General features: G+C 68.5%; 18 protein-coding genes. 4 read left to right on the top strand and 14 right to left on the bottom strand.

The features are described 5' to 3' along the window. Positions 1-53: 53 nt before the first annotated feature. On the bottom strand, positions 54-677 hold the full coding sequence (locus AB0B25_RS19995) for a TIGR03085 family metal-binding protein (protein WP_357181400.1): 624 nt from the start codon (positions 675-677) through the stop codon (positions 54-56). A gap of 437 nt (positions 678-1,114) precedes the next feature. On the opposite strand from AB0B25_RS19995, the gene AB0B25_RS19990 reads away from it, so the two are divergent. Both AB0B25_RS19990 and AB0B25_RS19985 read left to right on the top strand, forming a co-directional pair. Beyond that, positions 1,115-1,495 carry a DUF4189 domain-containing protein gene (locus tag AB0B25_RS19990; RefSeq protein WP_357181396.1) on the top strand — a complete coding sequence of 127 codons (381 nt, stop codon included), beginning with the start codon at positions 1,115-1,117 and terminating at the stop codon, positions 1,493-1,495. 29 nt (positions 1,496-1,524) lie between these two features. After that, positions 1,525-2,082: a hypothetical protein gene (locus AB0B25_RS19985; RefSeq protein WP_357181394.1), complete on the top strand. Its 558-nt coding sequence runs from the start codon at positions 1,525-1,527 to the stop codon at positions 2,080-2,082. Between the two features lie 61 nt (positions 2,083-2,143). Here the strand turns inward: AB0B25_RS19985 and AB0B25_RS19980 are convergent, their stop codons facing one another. Both AB0B25_RS19980 and dapA read right to left on the bottom strand, forming a co-directional pair. Next, entirely contained in the window at positions 2,144-4,144 is a 2,001-nt protein-coding gene (locus tag AB0B25_RS19980; RefSeq protein ID WP_357181391.1) for a ribonuclease J, read from the bottom strand. Further along, positions 4,141-5,049, bottom strand: a complete 909-nt coding sequence (gene dapA / locus AB0B25_RS19975) for a 4-hydroxy-tetrahydrodipicolinate synthase (protein ID WP_357181389.1) — start codon at positions 5,047-5,049, stop codon at positions 4,141-4,143. The genes AB0B25_RS19980 and dapA overlap by 4 nt, the downstream gene beginning before the upstream one ends. A gap of 147 nt (positions 5,050-5,196) precedes the next feature. On the opposite strand from dapA, the gene AB0B25_RS19970 reads away from it, so the two are divergent. Continuing rightward, positions 5,197-5,640, top strand: coding sequence for a hypothetical protein (locus tag AB0B25_RS19970; protein WP_357181386.1), 444 nt, complete (start codon positions 5,197-5,199; stop codon positions 5,638-5,640). Positions 5,641-5,699: 59 nt separating this feature from the next. On the opposite strand, the gene AB0B25_RS19965 is transcribed toward AB0B25_RS19970, so the two are convergent. The 11 genes from AB0B25_RS19965 to AB0B25_RS19915 form a co-directional block, all read right to left on the bottom strand. After that, a complete protein-coding gene (locus AB0B25_RS19965) occupies positions 5,700-6,899 on the bottom strand; it encodes a crosslink repair DNA glycosylase YcaQ family protein (protein WP_357181382.1) in 1,200 nt (399 codons plus the stop codon). 134 nt (positions 6,900-7,033) lie between these two features. Then, positions 7,034-8,053: a hypothetical protein gene (locus AB0B25_RS19960; RefSeq protein ID WP_357181379.1), complete on the bottom strand. Its 1,020-nt coding sequence runs from the start codon at positions 8,051-8,053 to the stop codon at positions 7,034-7,036. Then, positions 8,046-9,365, bottom strand: a complete 1,320-nt coding sequence (locus AB0B25_RS19955; protein WP_357181376.1) for an ATP-binding protein — start codon at positions 9,363-9,365, stop codon at positions 8,046-8,048. The genes AB0B25_RS19960 and AB0B25_RS19955 overlap by 8 nt, the downstream gene beginning before the upstream one ends. After that, positions 9,329-10,015, bottom strand: coding sequence for a response regulator transcription factor (locus AB0B25_RS19950; RefSeq protein WP_357181373.1), 687 nt, complete (start codon positions 10,013-10,015; stop codon positions 9,329-9,331). Before AB0B25_RS19950 ends, AB0B25_RS19955 begins: the two co-directional genes overlap by 37 nt. Positions 10,016-10,322: 307 nt before the next feature. Further along, complete coding sequence (locus AB0B25_RS19945) at positions 10,323-10,988, bottom strand: dihydrofolate reductase family protein (protein WP_357181370.1); 666 nt, start codon at positions 10,986-10,988, stop codon at positions 10,323-10,325. After that, entirely contained in the window at positions 10,985-11,494 is a 510-nt protein-coding gene (locus AB0B25_RS19940; protein WP_357181367.1) for an SRPBCC family protein, read from the bottom strand. The genes AB0B25_RS19945 and AB0B25_RS19940 overlap by 4 nt, the downstream gene beginning before the upstream one ends. Before the next feature lie 3 nt (positions 11,495-11,497). Then, positions 11,498-11,839 carry a metalloregulator ArsR/SmtB family transcription factor gene (locus AB0B25_RS19935; protein WP_357181364.1) on the bottom strand — a complete coding sequence of 114 codons (342 nt, stop codon included), beginning with the start codon at positions 11,837-11,839 and terminating at the stop codon, positions 11,498-11,500. Positions 11,840-12,178: 339 nt separating this feature from the next. Further along, entirely contained in the window at positions 12,179-12,646 is a 468-nt protein-coding gene (locus tag AB0B25_RS19930) for an NAD(P)H-dependent oxidoreductase (RefSeq protein WP_357181361.1), read from the bottom strand. Positions 12,647-12,681: 35 nt separating this feature from the next. Continuing rightward, on the bottom strand, positions 12,682-13,182 hold the full coding sequence (locus tag AB0B25_RS19925; protein WP_357181358.1) for a hypothetical protein: 501 nt from the start codon (positions 13,180-13,182) through the stop codon (positions 12,682-12,684). Continuing rightward, positions 13,179-13,925: a 4-hydroxy-tetrahydrodipicolinate reductase gene (gene dapB / locus AB0B25_RS19920; protein WP_357181355.1), complete on the bottom strand. Its 747-nt coding sequence runs from the start codon at positions 13,923-13,925 to the stop codon at positions 13,179-13,181. The genes AB0B25_RS19925 and dapB overlap by 4 nt, the downstream gene beginning before the upstream one ends. A 404-nt stretch (positions 13,926-14,329) precedes the next feature. Beyond that, on the bottom strand, positions 14,330-15,442 hold the full coding sequence (locus tag AB0B25_RS19915; protein ID WP_357181352.1) for an alcohol dehydrogenase catalytic domain-containing protein: 1,113 nt from the start codon (positions 15,440-15,442) through the stop codon (positions 14,330-14,332). A gap of 273 nt (positions 15,443-15,715) precedes the next feature. On the opposite strand from AB0B25_RS19915, the gene AB0B25_RS19910 reads away from it, so the two are divergent. After that, positions 15,716-16,111, top strand: a complete 396-nt coding sequence (locus AB0B25_RS19910; protein WP_357181522.1) for a VOC family protein — start codon at positions 15,716-15,718, stop codon at positions 16,109-16,111. Positions 16,112-16,113: the final 2 nt, after the last annotated feature.

The following is a 16,113-nucleotide window of genomic DNA, read 5'->3' as shown; positions in this document are numbered from 1 at the left end:
TCGCCGGTTCCGCGATGCGCGAGCGCGAGCCGACCACGCATCGGAGCCAGCGATCAAACCGACCGGTCCAGACCGAGCACCTGGGCTACCGCCTCGGCATCGCCCGTGGTCGTCAGCCGGACCTCGTCCCGCCCGAACGCGTGAAGCAGCAACTCCGACGGCGTACCAGTGAGCGTCACCACCGCACCCGAGGCGGATCGCACCGTCACCTGCCTGCCGTCCGGGGTCGCGAGGACAACCGAGACCGGCGCCTTGCGATAGGACATCGAGGCCATCCTGCGGACCAACGACCACAACTTGTCCTGGTCCGCGGCGGTCAACTCGCGCGGCTGCCAGCCCGGCACGGCACGGCGCACATCCTCGTGGTGGACGAACATCTCCGCCAGATTGGCCAGCGCGTCCACCGGACGCAGCGGCGACCACCACGGCGGACCAGTGCGCACCTGCTCGAGCAGCGCCGGAAAAGACTTGGTCGCCGCTTTCTTCTGCACCCGGTCGAGATAGCCCGCGAACGGCGCGAGCATGATTCCCGGCGCGGCATCCGGCCGCCGCTCCCGAACCACCAAGTGTGCGGCAAGATCCCGCACCGTCCACGTGTCGCAGAGGGTCGGCGCTTCCGGCCCTGCGGCACGCATCGCTTCGACGAGCTCTCGCCGTTCCCGCTGCGCCATGCTCATGCCCTGAACATACCCACCGCGAGCCTTCTGTCGAGTGCAGCGTCCTGTCGAGTGGTACCTCGCCGCAGCGACGTCACCACATCCAGTGCCGCTACCACGAGACCCACAACGCGGATAGATCTACCGCGGCGCAAGACGCGCGCGGGGATCAGCGTCGTCGATCTGCGGCCGGCCCGAACGACAATCGGCGAGTAGTGCGTTGACCCGCACGATGATTCATGAAGGATGCACACGACGAAGGTCAGGAATCCTAAACGCGCGAGGCGGGTAGTCGACCGGCCCGCGGGATGCGAGCAGTGGTAGCGACATGCCCTCTCCCAGTGAAAAATCGGCTGTCCAGCCCCAGAATCTCCCGCTAGCGCAATGAGTGTCGGCTAGGTACCTTTGTCAGTCGGTCCATCGGGTCGTGGACCACATGACAGAAGGGCACATCCTCCGTGCAGAAATTTGCTACCTGTCTGGTCGTGCTGGCGGCGGCAGGCATCATCTCGAGCGTCCACTCACCTGCGGCATACGCCCGTACCAGCAACTACGGCGCTATCGCGTTGTCTACCTCCACCGGGTCGATCGGCTATTCCTACGACTACCCGGATTCCGCCGCCGCCCAGCGACGCGCCGTCAGTTCCTGTGGCGCAAGCGACTGCAGCTCGGTGGTCTGGTTCGCCAATGGCTGCGGCGCCGTGGCGTACTCCGCCGACACCGGCACGTGGAGCTGGGGGTACGCCGCATCGCGTCGCGCGGCGCAGAGCCGCGCCCTGTCCCACAACGATTCCGACGCCTACATCGTGCACTGGAATTGCACATCCAACCACGGCTGATGTCCGGGATTCGAGCCAGAGGAAACATCGTGAAACACCACACTTTCCGGACCGCCGTGGCCGTCGTTCTCACCGCTGCGGCCTGCTCGCTGACCGCCTGCGCCGCCGGCGAGGAGACGTCGTCACCGAGCGCCGGCGCGAACGCGAGCAACGCACCGGGCGAGCTACAGGGCGGCTCGGACAACGGCGACAAGGAGGCCGGCTCCGCGCCGACCACCCCGCCCTCGCCCGCATTGGCCAAACCCTCGGTGCAGCAGCTGAACGAGCGGTTGCAGAAGGCATTCGATCCGAACGTCCCGAACAAGGAGAAGATCAGCTGGATCCAGGCCGCCGAGCAGGATCCCTACCTGGTCGCCAACCTGGTCGAGGCGGCGAAGAAGCAGAACGTCAAGGTCGAGGTCATCAGTGTGGGTGATCCGAAGGACGGAAGGCTGAAGGCCGACGCCAAAGTCACCATCGACGGCACCCCGGTCGACAGCGCGTTCATCCAGTTCGTCTCCGAGGGCGGCGAATGGAAAGTCGACCACACCTTCGCCTGCAACATCGTCAAGAGCGCGAAGATCGAGTCCGCCGCCTGCCAGGAGTGACCGCACCGGACCGACAAGCGCCGGACGGCCAGGCCGTCCGGCGCTTTCGTCTTTTCAGGACTCAGACGCCGATCACGGTCGGCACGATCATCGGGCGGCGGCGATAGGTCTCGGCCACCCAACGACCGACCACCCGGCGCACACCCTGTGCGATCCGATGGGTGTCGGTGATGCCTTCACCCGCCAGGCGCAGCAGCTCTAGTTCCACGATCTCGGCGACCTCGGTGAGCGCGGTGGGATCGTCGGAGAAGCCGCGCCCGCTGATCTCCGGGGTACTGACCGCTTTCCCGGTGGTCTCGTCGATCGCGACGGTGATCGCGATGAAGCCGCCCTCGCCGAGCACGAGCCGGTCCGACAGCGTCGATTCGCCGACGTCGCCCACGGACAGCCCATCGACGTAGACGTGCCCGACCGGCACCCGGCCGACGATCGAGGCGATGCCGTCGACCAGGTCGACCACCACCCCGTCCTCGGCCAGCATCACCCGATCCTCGGGTACGCCGGTGGCCACCGCCAGGGCCGCGTTCGCGCGCAGATGCCGCCATTCACCGTGCACCGGCATCGCATTGGTCGGTCGAACCGCGTTGTACAGGTACAGCAATTCACCCGCGGACGCGTGCCCGGAGACATGCACCTTGGCGTTCTGCTGGGTGACCACCGTGGCTCCCAACCTGGCCAAGCCATTGACCACCGCGAAGACCGAATTCTCGTTACCTGGGATGAGCGAGGAGGCCAGCACCACCAGATCGTCGGCGCGGATGTTGATCTGGCGATGGTCACCGCGCGCCATCCGCGACAGCGCCGACAGCGGCTCGCCCTGCGAGCCGGTCGAGATCAGCACCAGACGGTCGCCGGGGAGCGTCGCGGCGACATCGAGATCGACCACCACGCCGTCCGGTACGGTCAGATACCCCAACTCCTGCGCGATCAGCATATTGCGGACCATCGAACGGCCGACGAAACACACCCGCCGCCCGTGTTTCTGGGCCACGTCGACCACCTGCTGGATGCGGTGCACATGGCTGGCGAACGAGGCGACGATCACCCGGTGCGGCGCCTTGCCGATGACCGTGTCGAGGACACCGCCGATCTCACGTTCCGGCGTGACGAAGCCGGGCACCTCCGCATTGGTGGAGTCCACCAGGAACAGGTCGACGCCCTCGTCGCCGATTCGGGAGAATCCGGCCAGGTCGGTGAGGCGTCCGTCCAACGGAAGCTGGTCCAGCTTGATGTCGCCGGTGTGCAGGACGACACCGGCGGGTGTCCGGATCGCGACGGCGAGCGCATCGGGAATGGAGTGGTTGACCGCGAAGTACTCGCACCCGAACGGGCCGTTCGTCGTGTGCTGCCCCTCGGTCACCTCGACCAACTTCGGCTGCAGGCGGTGCTCCCGACATTTCGCGGCGACCAGTGCCAGGGTGAACTTCGAACCGATCACCGGGATGTCGGGGCGCAACCGCAGCAGGAACGGCACCGCGCCGATGTGGTCCTCGTGGCCATGGGTGAGCACGACGGCGACCACGTCGTTCATCCGGTCCTCGATGGGCCGGAAGTCGGGCAGGATCAGGTCGACGCCAGGCTGTTGGTCTTCCGGGAACAGCACACCGCAGTCGACGATGAGCAGTTTGCCGCCATACTCGAAAACGGTCATGTTGCGACCGATTTCACCGATGCCGCCGAGCGCGAACACGCGCAGTCCGTTCTTGGCCAACGCGGGCGGCGCGCCCAGGCGATCGTGCGCGGGGAGCGACGGCGGCGCAAGCGCTTCGGCGCGGCCGCGGCCGGATTGCGGACGCCCGCGGCCCGGTCGCCGAGTCGGACCGCTCTGCGGCGCGGACTCCTGCGATGCCGACCGCTTCGACTGCGTGGCTTTCTTCGCCTTCTTCTCCGTAGCCCGCTTCTCCGGGGGTCGGACGGTGGCTTCGGTTGGTACGCCGAGTTCGGCTTCGGGTGCCTGGGGCGGCTCGGCGGGCGGCGGCGAGCCAGCTGGAGCCGACGGTGCGGGCGCTCCCGCTGCTCGGGTAGCGCTACGGCGGGGGCGGCGGGCTACCGGATCACTCACGGGAGCACCCCGATGCCGCGCAGTTCGGTACCTAGTACCGCCAATTGCTCGGCGTTGGGCATCAGTTGCGGCAGTCGCGGCTCCCCGACTTCGACGCCGAGCAGCCGCAGCCCTCCCTTGCTCAGCGCGACACCGCCCAGCCGGGCCATCGCGGCGTGCAGCGGCAGCAGCGAGGTGTTGATCTCCCGGGCGCGCACCACCTCACCGGCGGTGTAGGCCTCCAGCAGCGCGCGCAGCCGCTCGGGTACGAGATGACCGATCACGCTGATGAACCCGACGGCGCCCACCGACAACCAGGGCAAGTTGAGGGGGTCGTCACCGGAATAGAAGGACAGGCCGGTGCTCGCGATGAGTTCGGCGCCCATGTTCAGATCGCCCTTGGCGTCCTTCACCGCGACGATGCGGGGGTGCTCGGCGAGAGTGCGGATGGTGTCACCGGCGATCGGGACCACCGAACGTCCCGGAATGTCGTACAGCGTCACCGGCAGGTCGGTGGCGTCGGCGACGGCGGTGAAGTGCGCGATCAAGCCTTCCTGGGTCGGCCGGGAGTAGTACGGCGTCACCACCAGCAAACCGTGCGCGCCCGCCCGCTGCGCATTGCGCGCGAGCTCGATCGAGTGCGCGGTGTCGTAGGTACCCGCACCCGCGATCACGGTGGCGCGGTCACCGACCGCGTCGACGACGGCGCGCAGCAGGTCGGCCTTCTCGGACTCGGTGGTGGTCGGTGACTCGCCGGTGGTTCCGGAGATCGCGAGCAGGTCTACCCCACGGTCGACCAGGCGGGCCGCGAGCGCGACCCCGGCATCGACGTCGAGCTTGCCATCGGCGCTGAAGGGAGTCACCATCGCGACACCTACTGTGCCGGACGCACGCAGCTCCGTTGGCGTCGATTCACCGTTGTTCATGGTCAGAAAGGCTACCCGGTCCGGTACACGCCTTCGACACCCTCGTCGGCAATCGGGCTGCCCGGTCGAGTGATTCGACACCGCCTGCCGCGGCATGATGTCACTCGATTCCTTGCGTGACATCAGATATGACATCAAACTGATGTCATGAATTTGAACCAATATACCGCTCAACTGCGCGAGAACCTGATCGCGGCCGCGGCCCTCGGGGATGAAAAGACCCAGGCCACGGCGGCAGCCCTGGCCGCGGCGACGGAAAACTCGGCCCGACTGGTGTTGCTCGCCGCACTGTCCGACCTGGCCACCGAGGTCAGCACGGTACTCGGCGACCGCACCGTGCACGTATCGGTCGATGGCACGGATGCCTCGGTCGATGTGCGCAAAAGCACGGCTACCGACGAGCCGCCGACGTTCGAGGAGATGACCGGCGACATCAGTCGTGTGACACTGCGACTGGTCGAGCAGATGAAGGCGCGCGCGGAAGAGGCAGCCGCCCAGAGCGGTCAGTCGCTGAACTCGTGGCTGTCCAGCGCCGTGCACGGCGCACTGCGCGACCAGATGCGCGGATACGGGCCGAAGCGCGACGCCTGAAACCGGCTACCCGCGCCCGAACCCGATCCGATATCCGAGAGTCCGAGAAGAGCGCGGCGCTACAGCAGAGGCGCGAGGTTGCCCCCCGCACCGATCACCACGTCGTCGAGCGCGAGCCAGTCGGCCATCTCGCGCAGTGCGCGTGCGAGCGCGGCCGCCGTGGCAGGCGTGTCGTATCCGGGCTCGGCAAAGGCGGCGGGCACCGAAAGGCGACCGGTCGCGCGGTCCGCGCGCAGGTCGACGCGGCCGACGAGTTCGCCGTCGAGCAGGAAAGGAAAGACGTAGTAACCGTGCACTCGTTTGTGCTGCGGGGTGTAGATCTCGATGCGGTAGTGGAAGTCGAAGATCCGTTCGGTGCGGGCACGGAAGAAGATCAGCGGGTCGAACGGGCACAGTAGTGCGGCGCCCTCGACGCGACGCGGCGCGGGCGCGCCGGCCCGCAGATAGGCGGGTTTGTCCCAGCCCTCGACCGCCACCGGGATCAGTTCGCCCGCGTCCACCAAGTCTGCGATAGCCGGCTCGGTCTGAGTCCGGTGCAGGCGGTAGTAATCGCGCAGGTCGGCCTCGGTGCCGATACCGTGTGCGGCGGCCGCGCGGCGTACCAACTCACGGACCGCGTCCTGCTCGGACATCGTGCGCGCCAGCACATCGGGCGGGATCACCCGCTCCGCGAGATCGTAGTGCCTGGTGAACCCGACGCGAGTGGCCACCGACAGCGCTCCGGCGGCGAACAGCTGCTCGCAGATCATCTTGGTGTCGCTGAGATTCCACCAGGACCCCTTGGGGCGCGGCTTGTCCAGTTCGAGGTGCCGCTCGACCTCACCGGCGGTGGCCGCCCCGACCTCGGTGATCACCTCGAGAATGTCCTTTCCCAGCGTGGGATTGCGCTCCACCACGGTGCGCATCCCGGACCAGCGCCCGTGCTCGTACCGCGCCATCCGCCAGCGCATCAGCGGCCAGTCCTCGACCGGTATGAGCGCAGCCTCATGCGCCCAATACTCGACAAGCGCGCGCGGTCGCCGCACGCCGTTGCTCCACGCGGCCTGGTCGAGCAGGGCTCGGTCATAGGCCCCGATCCGGCTGAACACCGGCGCGTAATGCGCGCGCACCACCGCCGACACCGAATCCAGTTGCAGCAGTTGGGTTCTGTCCAGCACGCCGAGCACCGATCGACGGGTAGTTCGCACGGGTCTGGGTGCGCCGAAACCCTGTGCCGCCAACGCCGTTCGTCGCGCCACCGCCGAACTCATCTTCCGCATGGCAGGAACCCTGCCATGCCGGACCGACAGGTTTTCCCGATAGTGGGCGCACTGTCTGCCGGACCGCGTACGCGGCTCGCCGCGATGCGTCGCGCGCACACTCGCCGAGGCCGGCACGCCCAGGTAGCGACAAACTAGTCGGAGACGGTCACCGCGCCCGTCACGTCGATCTCGGTGCGGCGGTCCCGATCCGATGCCGTCGCCAAGACCGTGGCGAGAATGCGCCGACCCGCCGGAAGGACGCGGACCGTGACCGACCCCTCGTTCGCGGCGTCCAATTCGCGGGTGGCCGCTTCGATCACCTGCTGACGCACCCCGTGCGGGACACCCGCGAACCCACCGTCGTCGAGCAGGACCACCTCCACACCGCGTGCCCGTGCCCCGCGGGCCGCGCTGTTGAGCTGATCGGTGACCAGCTGCGGTGCCCGGAGCCCGTCGCGCAGCTCGGCTTCCAGCAGTCTGCACTGCTCGCGATCGGCCGCGGTGAGTTCGTCGCCGTCGGCGATGCGCTCCAGGATCGGACGCGCCACCGCGTCCAGCCGGGCCAGTTGCCGGTTGCGCTCAGCGTTCTCCGCCGCGATACCGGCCTCCGCGGCAGCGCGCATCGTCGCCTCCTCGCGCAGCAGGCGCAGCGAGCGCTGGGTCGGGCGCATGATCGCCGCGAACAGCGATACCCCCGCGACCGTGGCGACCGGAACGATCGAGCCGACCACCACACCGAACCGCAACCCCGCCACCGCTTCGACCACCGCGATGACCACGCCGATGCCGGCGACGCCGAGCCAAGCCGCACCCAACCGTCCGCGCAGTACGAGCACGGCGAGCACATACGAGGAGGCAAACGCCGTCCACACCTGCTTCGACCAGCCGTGCTCCACGTCGAAGGAGGTCAGGATCGTCGCCAGCGGTCCGGCGGCGGCCACGAATACGGTCGCGGTCCCCGGCAGCGGATCCCCCGGCACCACCAGCACCACGACCCCGGCCACCGCGACCAGCATCAGCGCGGCGATGGCCGCGACCAGCGGCGATTCCGGGAAGTTCCGGACCATGTACAGCACGATGGTCACCTCGAGGATGACGAGGAAGAGCCACGCCGCCCGGTTTCGCAGACCGAGCAGATCGCGCAGTCCGAATTCGGCGTCCTGGTCAGCCATTGCCGCCCCACACCAGCGTCACGATCGTGCCCTCGTCCGGCTGTGATTCGACGAATCCGGCGCCACCTGCGAGCCGGCGCATCCGTCCGAGAATGCTCACCGAGATGCCGAGCCGATCGGCGGGCACCGCGCTCAGGTCGAAACCCGCACCGTCGTCACGGAACACGATGCGGATGCCACCCGCGCTGATCGTCACGGTGACGGTACGCCGCACCTCCCGGCCCGCGACGGTGGCGTGACGCAGGCTGTTGCGCGCGGCTTCGGCCATGGCCGCTGCGATGGTGCTCGCGGCGTCCACCGGCAGGTGCAGATCATCGAATCCGGCCCAACGGCGCGCGGTGAATCGGATGCCGAGATTCACCTCGTGCACGGCCGAGCGCAGGAACCCGATCGCGGATTGCGCGTCCAACCGGTCGGGTTCGATCTCCCCGCCTCGGCATTCGTCGAGTTGTTCCACCGTCCGCTCGGCCTGTCTGCGCAGTACCGGCGATTCGGTGCCGGCGCGCGAGGCGTCCAGCAGGGTCGACAGCACCGCGTCGTGAATCAGCGCCGCGAAGCGCGCGCGTTCCCGATCCCTGGCCGCCGCGCCAGCGACCGCCGCGGCCCGGCTGCTCTCGATCGCCGACTCCCGGTCGACTCGGTCGGCCGCCGCCCTGGCATAGACGACGCACCACAGAAACAGCGCGCAGAGGCCCGCCGCCCTGGCGAAGTCGCCGAGCAGCGACAGCACGGTGGTCTCCCGCACTACGACCAGGTTCGCGAACGCACCGAGCGCGGCGCCGATCACCAGGTAGGTAACCGCCACCGGCGGACGCCACGCGAGGACGGCCGCGAGAACACCCAGCGCCAGTACTCGGTAGAGCCACACCGAGGCTCCCTCGGCGTCCGGATCCGGGTACGCGAGGGGGACCACCGCCATCGCCGCGACGAAGCTCACGGCGGCCGCACCAGCGACGCACTGGATCGCGCGGCGGCTCGTCACCACGGAAACGACCGCGAGCACCGGGAACAACCCGAAGGCCAGCACCACCTCGAGCACCGTCCAGCCCAGCGGTACGAAGCGGCTCTGGGCGACGATCTCGGGCAGCTCGACGATCGCGGCGATCACCCCGGCGATCCCGATGGCCAAGCCGAGCCTGCGCAGAATACGGTCAGCGGCTCCCTCGGACGCCTTTTCGGCGGACATCGCGACAACCCGCCGGCGCCACCGTCGCAGCCGGGATCGATCGAGAAGGAAGCGGGCGGGCGGCGCGGAGTCCAGCATGCTGGACACGATCATCCGGGTCGATGCCGCTCGGGAACCGGAAGCCATCCGTCTTCCACCGCCCGCTTGTACAAGTCGGTCTTGGTCGGCGCCGGACGTCCGGCGTCGGCGTACTTCTGTCGGATCCGGCCGAGATAATCGTTGACCGTCTGCTCGGACAGACCCGTCAACCGCGCGACCCTGGAGGCCTTCTCACCGGACGCGTACAGCGTGAGCACCTCTTCCTGGCGTGGGCTCAGCCCCACGTCACGCAACTGCGGGTCGCCGTCGATGGCGGCGGCCCAGTCGGTGGTGACCACCTGTTCACCAGAGGCCGCCCGGCGTACCGCGCCGACCACGGTAGGCACGTCCTCGGACTTGCGCACCACGCCGAGCACACCGGCTCGCGCCGCGGAGCGCACCAGAAATGCGTTGTCCGCCCCGGTGAAGACCAGCACCTCGATACCGTGTTCGCGGAGGGCGCGCACGTTGTCCTCGGGGGTCGACCCGTCGGCCAACCGTAGATCGAGCACGACCAGATCCAGGTTCGTCGCACCATCGACGGCGGCCAGCAATTCCGCGACGGTGCCCGCGGCCAGCACCAGATCGAGATCGGCTTCCGGCGCCAGCATCGCGGCCAGACCGATGGCGACGGATTCGTGGTCTTCGACCAATCCGACCCGGCGCGGCGCGGTCTCGCTCCCTTCGGCCCACGTCACCTGAATCTCCAATCCCGAGCAACTCGTCCGCGTCCCGACCGGAACAACGGCCATGCCAGTATGCCGGGCTGCCACCCGGAATCGTCAGACACCAGAAATCGGGGGGCGCGCTGGAGCGGCGTACCGGCGCTGCGTGACGTACGTGCTCCCAGTTTCCGCGGCTACTGTGCTCGAATGAGGACCCGCGGATAACGCCGGGCCCGAACAGCAGCGCGACCCAATGGCTAATCGCACTTACCGTGGTGGCTTGCTGATTCAAGCGTGTGCGCCGTAGGCGCTCGGGTCGCTGGGTGGGGTGGTGGCGCGGCTAGCAAGAGCGCACGGCGTAGGTCAGGTGCGTCACCCGCGACGACGGCTCCGAACGGACCGGCTCCAGCGCGATCCTGGACGCGTCCACGCCGTCGAACAGGCGGGTGCCGGCGCCGAACAGCACGGGCGAGAGCGCGATCGAGAACTCGTCGACCAGGCCGGCGTTGAGGTACTGCAGGATCGTCGCGCTGCCGCCTGCGATGCGGACGTCCCGTTCGCCGGCGGCCTCGCGGGCCTGGTCGAGGGCGTGCTCGATGCCGTCGTTGACGAAGTGGAACGTGGTGCCGCCGGGCCGCTCCCACGGGTCACGCTCGGTGTGCGTCACGACGAAGACCGGGGTGTGGAAGGGCGCCTCCTCCGGCCATGACCGCTCGCCGAGATCGAACATGCGCTTGCCCATGACGCTCGCGCCGGTGCGCTCGAACGTCTCGCGCGCGACGTCGTTCTCGCGACCCTCCTCGCCGCCCTCGCCCAGCTTCAGGTTCTCCCGGAAGAAGCGCAGCGGGAAGGCCCACGCCTGCAGTTTCATCCACTGCGCCATCCAGTGCTGCAGCCTCGGATCCTGCTCCCGCTGCTCGGGCGTGGCGAGAATGCCTTCCATCGACTCAGGCGCGCTGAAGCCGTCCAGCGACATCGACACGCTGAAGAACACCTTCCCGGTCATTGGCGGTCCTCCTTCTGCTGGGCGATCTCGGTGACATAAGCCGCCAGGTTGCTCAAGGTCTGCTGACCACCCTCGATCGCGTGGTACGTCTCGACCGCCTCGTCGCGCAGTCGTTTGGTGGGGAACACCGTGCGCATCACGATCCGGGTCGCCGCGCCCTCCGGCGCGAAGGTCAGGATCGACTCGAAAGCGTTCGGGTCGTCGCGGAACTCACCGTGCAGCAGCATGATTCGCTCCGGCGGGACGATCTCGGTCCAGCGGATCCACTCCTGGTAGTCCGTCCCGTCCGGCCCATGCAGCACGAAGTCCCACGCCCCGCCGACACGGAACTCGAAGGACCGCGTGGTGGTGGTGAACCCCTCCGGACCCCACCACCGCGACAGGTGCCGGACCTCGGTGAACGCCTCGAACACCAGCTCCCGTGAGGCGTTGACGACGCGGGAGATCACGATCTCCCGGTCGGCGGTCGCCGACTCCGTCCGAGTTGCTTGCCTTGCCCTTGCCATTGGTCATTTCTCCTGTCGGGTCCGCTCGAGGTTTTGCACGTAGGTGTCCAGCCGGTCGAAACTCGCGTTCCAGAACCGCTCGAATCCGCCGACCCACTCGTGGATCGGCCGTAGCCCGCGGGCGTCCAGGCCATAGAGGCGTTGCTTGCCCGCCCCGCGGACTCGCACCAGCCCCACCTCCCGGAGCACCCGCAGGTGCTTGGACGCCTGCGGCTGGCTCATTCCCAGCGTTTGGGCCAGGTCGGTCACCGGCCGCTCACCCGCCCGCAGCAGCGCCAGGATGTCCCGGCGCTGCGGCTCGGCGATCGCGTTGAACGCGTCCGACGTCGTCGCTGCTCGTGCCATGGCAGCCATCATATTCCTATATCGGAATGCGTCAAGGCGGTCGGGAATCGGGCCGGACTTCCCAGATGAGAACCGGGCACGAGCGAACCGGTGCTCACCCTCCGGTTACCGCACCCACAGGGTGTCGACCTCGGGCAAATCGACCACCGCGGTATCAACCGGGTCCTGCACGGTCCACCGCACCACCCCCTAGCCGGCCGCGACTTCCTCCACCGCGCGGCCCGAGTCCAGCACCACATCGGCCAGGTGTTCCCGCAGCCCGGTCTCGCCAGGCCGAGGTGCGGGCGCATTCCTCGACGCCCCCGGCGGTGGTCTCCCCGAGGAGTCGACTTCGCCCTGCTACCTCTCGGTCCACCCCTCCATCAGCTGCGCGGCGACTGTCGCGCCGAGTTCCCAGCACGCCTCGAGGTCGCCCTTGGTCGGCTTGGCAGACACCACCACGTACTCAGCGGCCTTCACCCACCCCAGCCCGGTCGTGATGGAGCTGACGCCCTTCTCCGCACCTTCGGTGCCTTCGTTGCCGTGGACGTAGAGACCGAACGGCCGCCCGCGCGTCGAATCGAGGCAGGGGTAGTAAATGACATCGAATGCGTGCTTGAGGGCGCCACTCATGTACCCGAGGTTGGCCGGGGTGCCGAGAAGGTATCCGTCGGCCTCCAGCACGTCCGTCGGCGACACGGCCAGCGCAGCCCGGCGCACGACCTCCACGCCCTTGATCTCGGGGTCGGTCGCCCCGGACACCACGGCCTCGAACATCGCCTGCAGGAACGGCGACGGCGTGTGATGGATGATCAGCAGGCGGGCCACCGTGCGATGGTATCGGCCGGCCCGCCCCGCGGCGGTCAGGTGACGTCGCGCTCGTTCCGTTCCAACGCGACCGCGCGGCGCATGGTCTCGCGGGCCCTGGTGCGGTCGCCCGCGTAGTCGTAGGCGCGCGCGAGCCGGTAGGACACCCGCCAGTTGTCCGGGTCGGCTTCCCATTCGGCCTTGATCGTCGCGAACAACGTATCGGCGGCCTCGCGCTCGATTCGGCCGGACGGCTTGCGGGGCAGCTCCGAGGTGTCCAGCTCGAGACCCTCCTCGTGAATGAGCCGGGCCAGATGCTGATGTGCGAGGGCCGCGCGGACGGTCGCCGCGACGATCCAGATACCGAGCAACGGCAGGATCAGCACGCCGACGCCGATGATGATCGCCGCCACGCCACCGGAACCGATCAGACTGAACGCGATCCGACCGAGCAGCAGGAAATAGAAGCCGAGCACCAGCACGAGGGCCGCGATGAGCGCGACGACTTTGACGACATCCTTGCTCTGTCCGCTCGAGGCCGATTCCGGACTGTTCACAGATCGAGGAACGGGTCGAGTCCGACGGTGAGTCCCGGACGGTTCGCGATCTCGCGCACGCCGAGCAACACACCGGGAGCGAAAGACGAACGGTCGATCGAATCGTGCCGGATGGTGAGAGTTTCCCCCTGCGTGCCGAACAGCACCTCCTGGTGCGCGACCAGACCGGCCAGCCGCACCGAGTGCACCCGGACCCCGTCCACGTCGGCGCCGCGGGCGCCGTCCAGTTCGGTCGTCGTCGCGTCCGGGCTGCGGCCGACACCCGCCTTGTCCCGGGCGGCGGCGATCAGGCCCGCGGTGCGGTAGGCGGTGCCGGACGGCGCGTCCGCCTTGTTCGGGTGGTGCAACTCGATGACCTCGACCGAATCGAAGAACCGAGCGGCCTGCTCCGCGAACCGCATGGACAGCACGGCGCCGATGGCGAAGTTTGGTGCGATCAGCACGCCGGTGTCCAGGCGGTCGGCCAGCCAGCCGCGCACCTGCGCCAGCCGGGCCGCGTCGAACCCGGTGGTGCCGACCACCGCGTGAATGCCGTTGTCCACCAGAAACTTCAGATTGCCCATCACCACATCGGGGTGGGTGAAGTCGACGACCACCTGGGCGTTCGCCTCGGTGAACAGGGTGAGTGGATCATCCTTGTCGACGGCGGCGACCAGCGTCAGATCGGCAGCGGCGTCCACCGCCGCGCAGATCGCCTGTCCGACTTTGCCACGCGCTCCGAGCACTCCGACCTGAATGGCCACCGCACCTCCTCGTTCCACTTCGACCGGTGTCAGCCTATCGAGCGCGCCGCCTCGGCGGTTGGCTGACCTGCGCAGTGGGACGTATCCCGACAATTCGTGGCCCGCGCCCGCGGCTCGGCGAGCCCCGCGAACAACTCGGCGGGCCTGCCATGTTCGCCGCCCTCCGCTGCAGTACACGCATGACGTCGGCGTACCGCTCGGCGGTGATCCCCTCGACCATCCGTTGCCGCCGTCGCTCGATCCGGACGAAGCCTGATCGTGTGCCATGTCCTGCCCGGTCAGCGACAGCATGCCCGCGTGATCGGCCGCCGATCCGCGATACACCATCTGGGACAGTTTTCGACGCCCCCTGTGGAGTCGTCGACCCAGAACGCGGCCCTGGAACACGACATGCCGCGCGACGCTCACTCGAAGACGATCACCTGTCGCAGGGCGTGGCCCGCGGCGAGTTCGTCCATCGCGCGGTTGACCTCGTCGAGACCGATGTGGGCCGAAACGAGCCGCTCGACCGGAAGGCGGCCCGCGCGCCACATTCGGACGTATTCGGGGATATCGCGCGCGGGGACGGCGGAGCCGAGGTAGCTGCCGACGATCGACCGCCCCTGGGCGACCAGGGCCAGCGGAGAGATGCTCGCGCGAGCGTCCGGCGCCGGGAGGCCCACGGTGACCGTGATACCGCCGGGCGCGGTCGCCGCCACGGCGGTGTCGAAGGCGCGGATGTTTCCCGCCGCCTCCACCACCACGTCCGCCTGGACACCGAGTTCGGCGACCTCGGCCGGCGTGTATGCCGCATGGGCGCCCAGCTCTCTTGCGAGGTTGAGCTTTTCGGGCACGGTGTCGACCGCGATGACCTCGTGACCCTCGGCCGCGAACGACACCGCAACCAGAACCGCCGCCATGCCGACGCCACCCAGACCCACGACCATGATCCGATCCCCCCGCCTCGGCTTCGCCGAATTCAGCAGGGCGCCACCACCGGTCAGGACAGCACAGCCGAGCACGGCCGCGACCGCCGGCGGCACGTCGTCATCGACCGGAACCACCGACCGGCGATCGACGACGGCGCGCGTCGCGAAGGCGGACACGCCCAGGTGGTGGTGCACCTCGGTGCCGTCGCGGACCAACCGCCGCCCGCCCCCGAGCAGTTCGCCCGCGTTGTTGGCGACGCTGCCGGGGACGCAGGGTGTGCGTCCGTCGGTCGCGCATCCCGCGCATTCCCCACAGCGCGGCAGGAAGGTCATGACGACGCGCTGCCCGATCGCGAGATCGCTCGCGCCGGGTCCGATCGCCTCGATCCGTCCGGCGGCCTCGTGCCCGAGCAGCATCGGCACCGGTCGCACCCGGTTACCGTCCACCACGGACAGGTCCGAGTGGCACAGCCCCGCCGCTTCGATCCGAACCAGCAACTCTCCCGGTCCCGGGTCACCCAGTTCCAACTCGGACACCTTGATCGGCGCCGACTCGGCGTACGGCCTCGGCGCCGCGATCTGCTCCAGGACCGCCCCACGGATCTTCATTTCGCCGACGCTACCGTTCGCACTGTCCCAGGCACAGGCCCGGCGGACGGCCGCTCGCCGAAGACGTCCGGGAAAGCCCGAGCCGCACCGATCACGCGGAGCCTGCGCGGCAACCGCCGGAATGCCCCGGATCGGACGCGTACCGGGACTGTGTCACAAACGCTCGCGGACTCCGCGGCCGAATGCTAACTTCTTCGACCGTGACGGTGCTCCCGTTGGCCGCCTTGTACCGAGCCCGGGGTCGGGATCGTCACGACCAGAGGAGAAATTCCACTGTCCATCCACTTCGATCACACCATTGTCGGTTGCCGCGACAACCGGGAGTCCGCCGAATTCTGGGCGGACATCCTGGGAGTGACAATCGGAACTCCGTGGGGGCCGTTCATTCCGGTTGCCTCGGATAACGGCGTCACCTTCGACTTCGCGACCGTGCCGGCCGGCAGCACCGAAATCCATCCGCAGCATTACGCCTTCCTCGTCTCCGAGGCCGAGTTCGACGAGGCCTACGTCAAGATCCAGCGCTACGGGTTGGAGCATTGGGCCGACCCGCGCCAACAGGGTGTCGGCCAGATCAATCACAACGACGGTGGGCGCGGCGTCTACTTCCTCGACCCCAGCGGCCATTTCCTGGAGTTGATCACCGTTCCGTACGGCGGCTGGCAGACGTAACG

This window comes from Nocardia sp. NPDC049190, assembly GCF_040648115.1.
Lineage (GTDB): Bacteria > Actinomycetota > Actinomycetes > Mycobacteriales > Mycobacteriaceae > Nocardia.
This window is presented reverse-complemented; position numbering and strand designations above follow the sequence as displayed.

Bases quoted from the DNA above. Each gene is read 5' to 3' on its own strand.
- AB0B25_RS19995 (WP_357181400.1), bottom strand. From the start codon at position 677: ATGAGCATGGCGCAGCGGGAACGGCGAGAGCTCGTCGAAGCGATGCGT.
- AB0B25_RS19935 (WP_357181364.1), bottom strand. From the start codon at position 11,839: ATGGCACGAGCAGCGACGACGTCGGACGCGTTCAACGCGATCGCCGAG.
- dapA (WP_357181389.1), bottom strand. From the start codon at position 5,049: ATGAACAACGGTGAATCGACGCCAACGGAGCTGCGTGCGTCCGGCACA.
- AB0B25_RS19940 (WP_357181367.1), bottom strand. From the start codon at position 11,494: ATGGCAAGGGCAAGGCAAGCAACTCGGACGGAGTCGGCGACCGCCGAC.
- AB0B25_RS19915 (WP_357181352.1), bottom strand. From the start codon at position 15,442: ATGAAGATCCGTGGGGCGGTCCTGGAGCAGATCGCGGCGCCGAGGCCG.
- AB0B25_RS19960 (WP_357181379.1), bottom strand. From the start codon at position 8,053: ATGGCTGACCAGGACGCCGAATTCGGACTGCGCGATCTGCTCGGTCTG.
- AB0B25_RS19970 (WP_357181386.1), top strand. From the start codon at position 5,197: ATGAATTTGAACCAATATACCGCTCAACTGCGCGAGAACCTGATCGCG.
- AB0B25_RS19965 (WP_357181382.1), bottom strand. From the start codon at position 6,899: ATGCGGAAGATGAGTTCGGCGGTGGCGCGACGAACGGCGTTGGCGGCA.
- AB0B25_RS19955 (WP_357181376.1), bottom strand. From the start codon at position 9,365: ATGGCTTCCGGTTCCCGAGCGGCATCGACCCGGATGATCGTGTCCAGC.
- AB0B25_RS19945 (WP_357181370.1), bottom strand. From the start codon at position 10,988: ATGACCGGGAAGGTGTTCTTCAGCGTGTCGATGTCGCTGGACGGCTTC.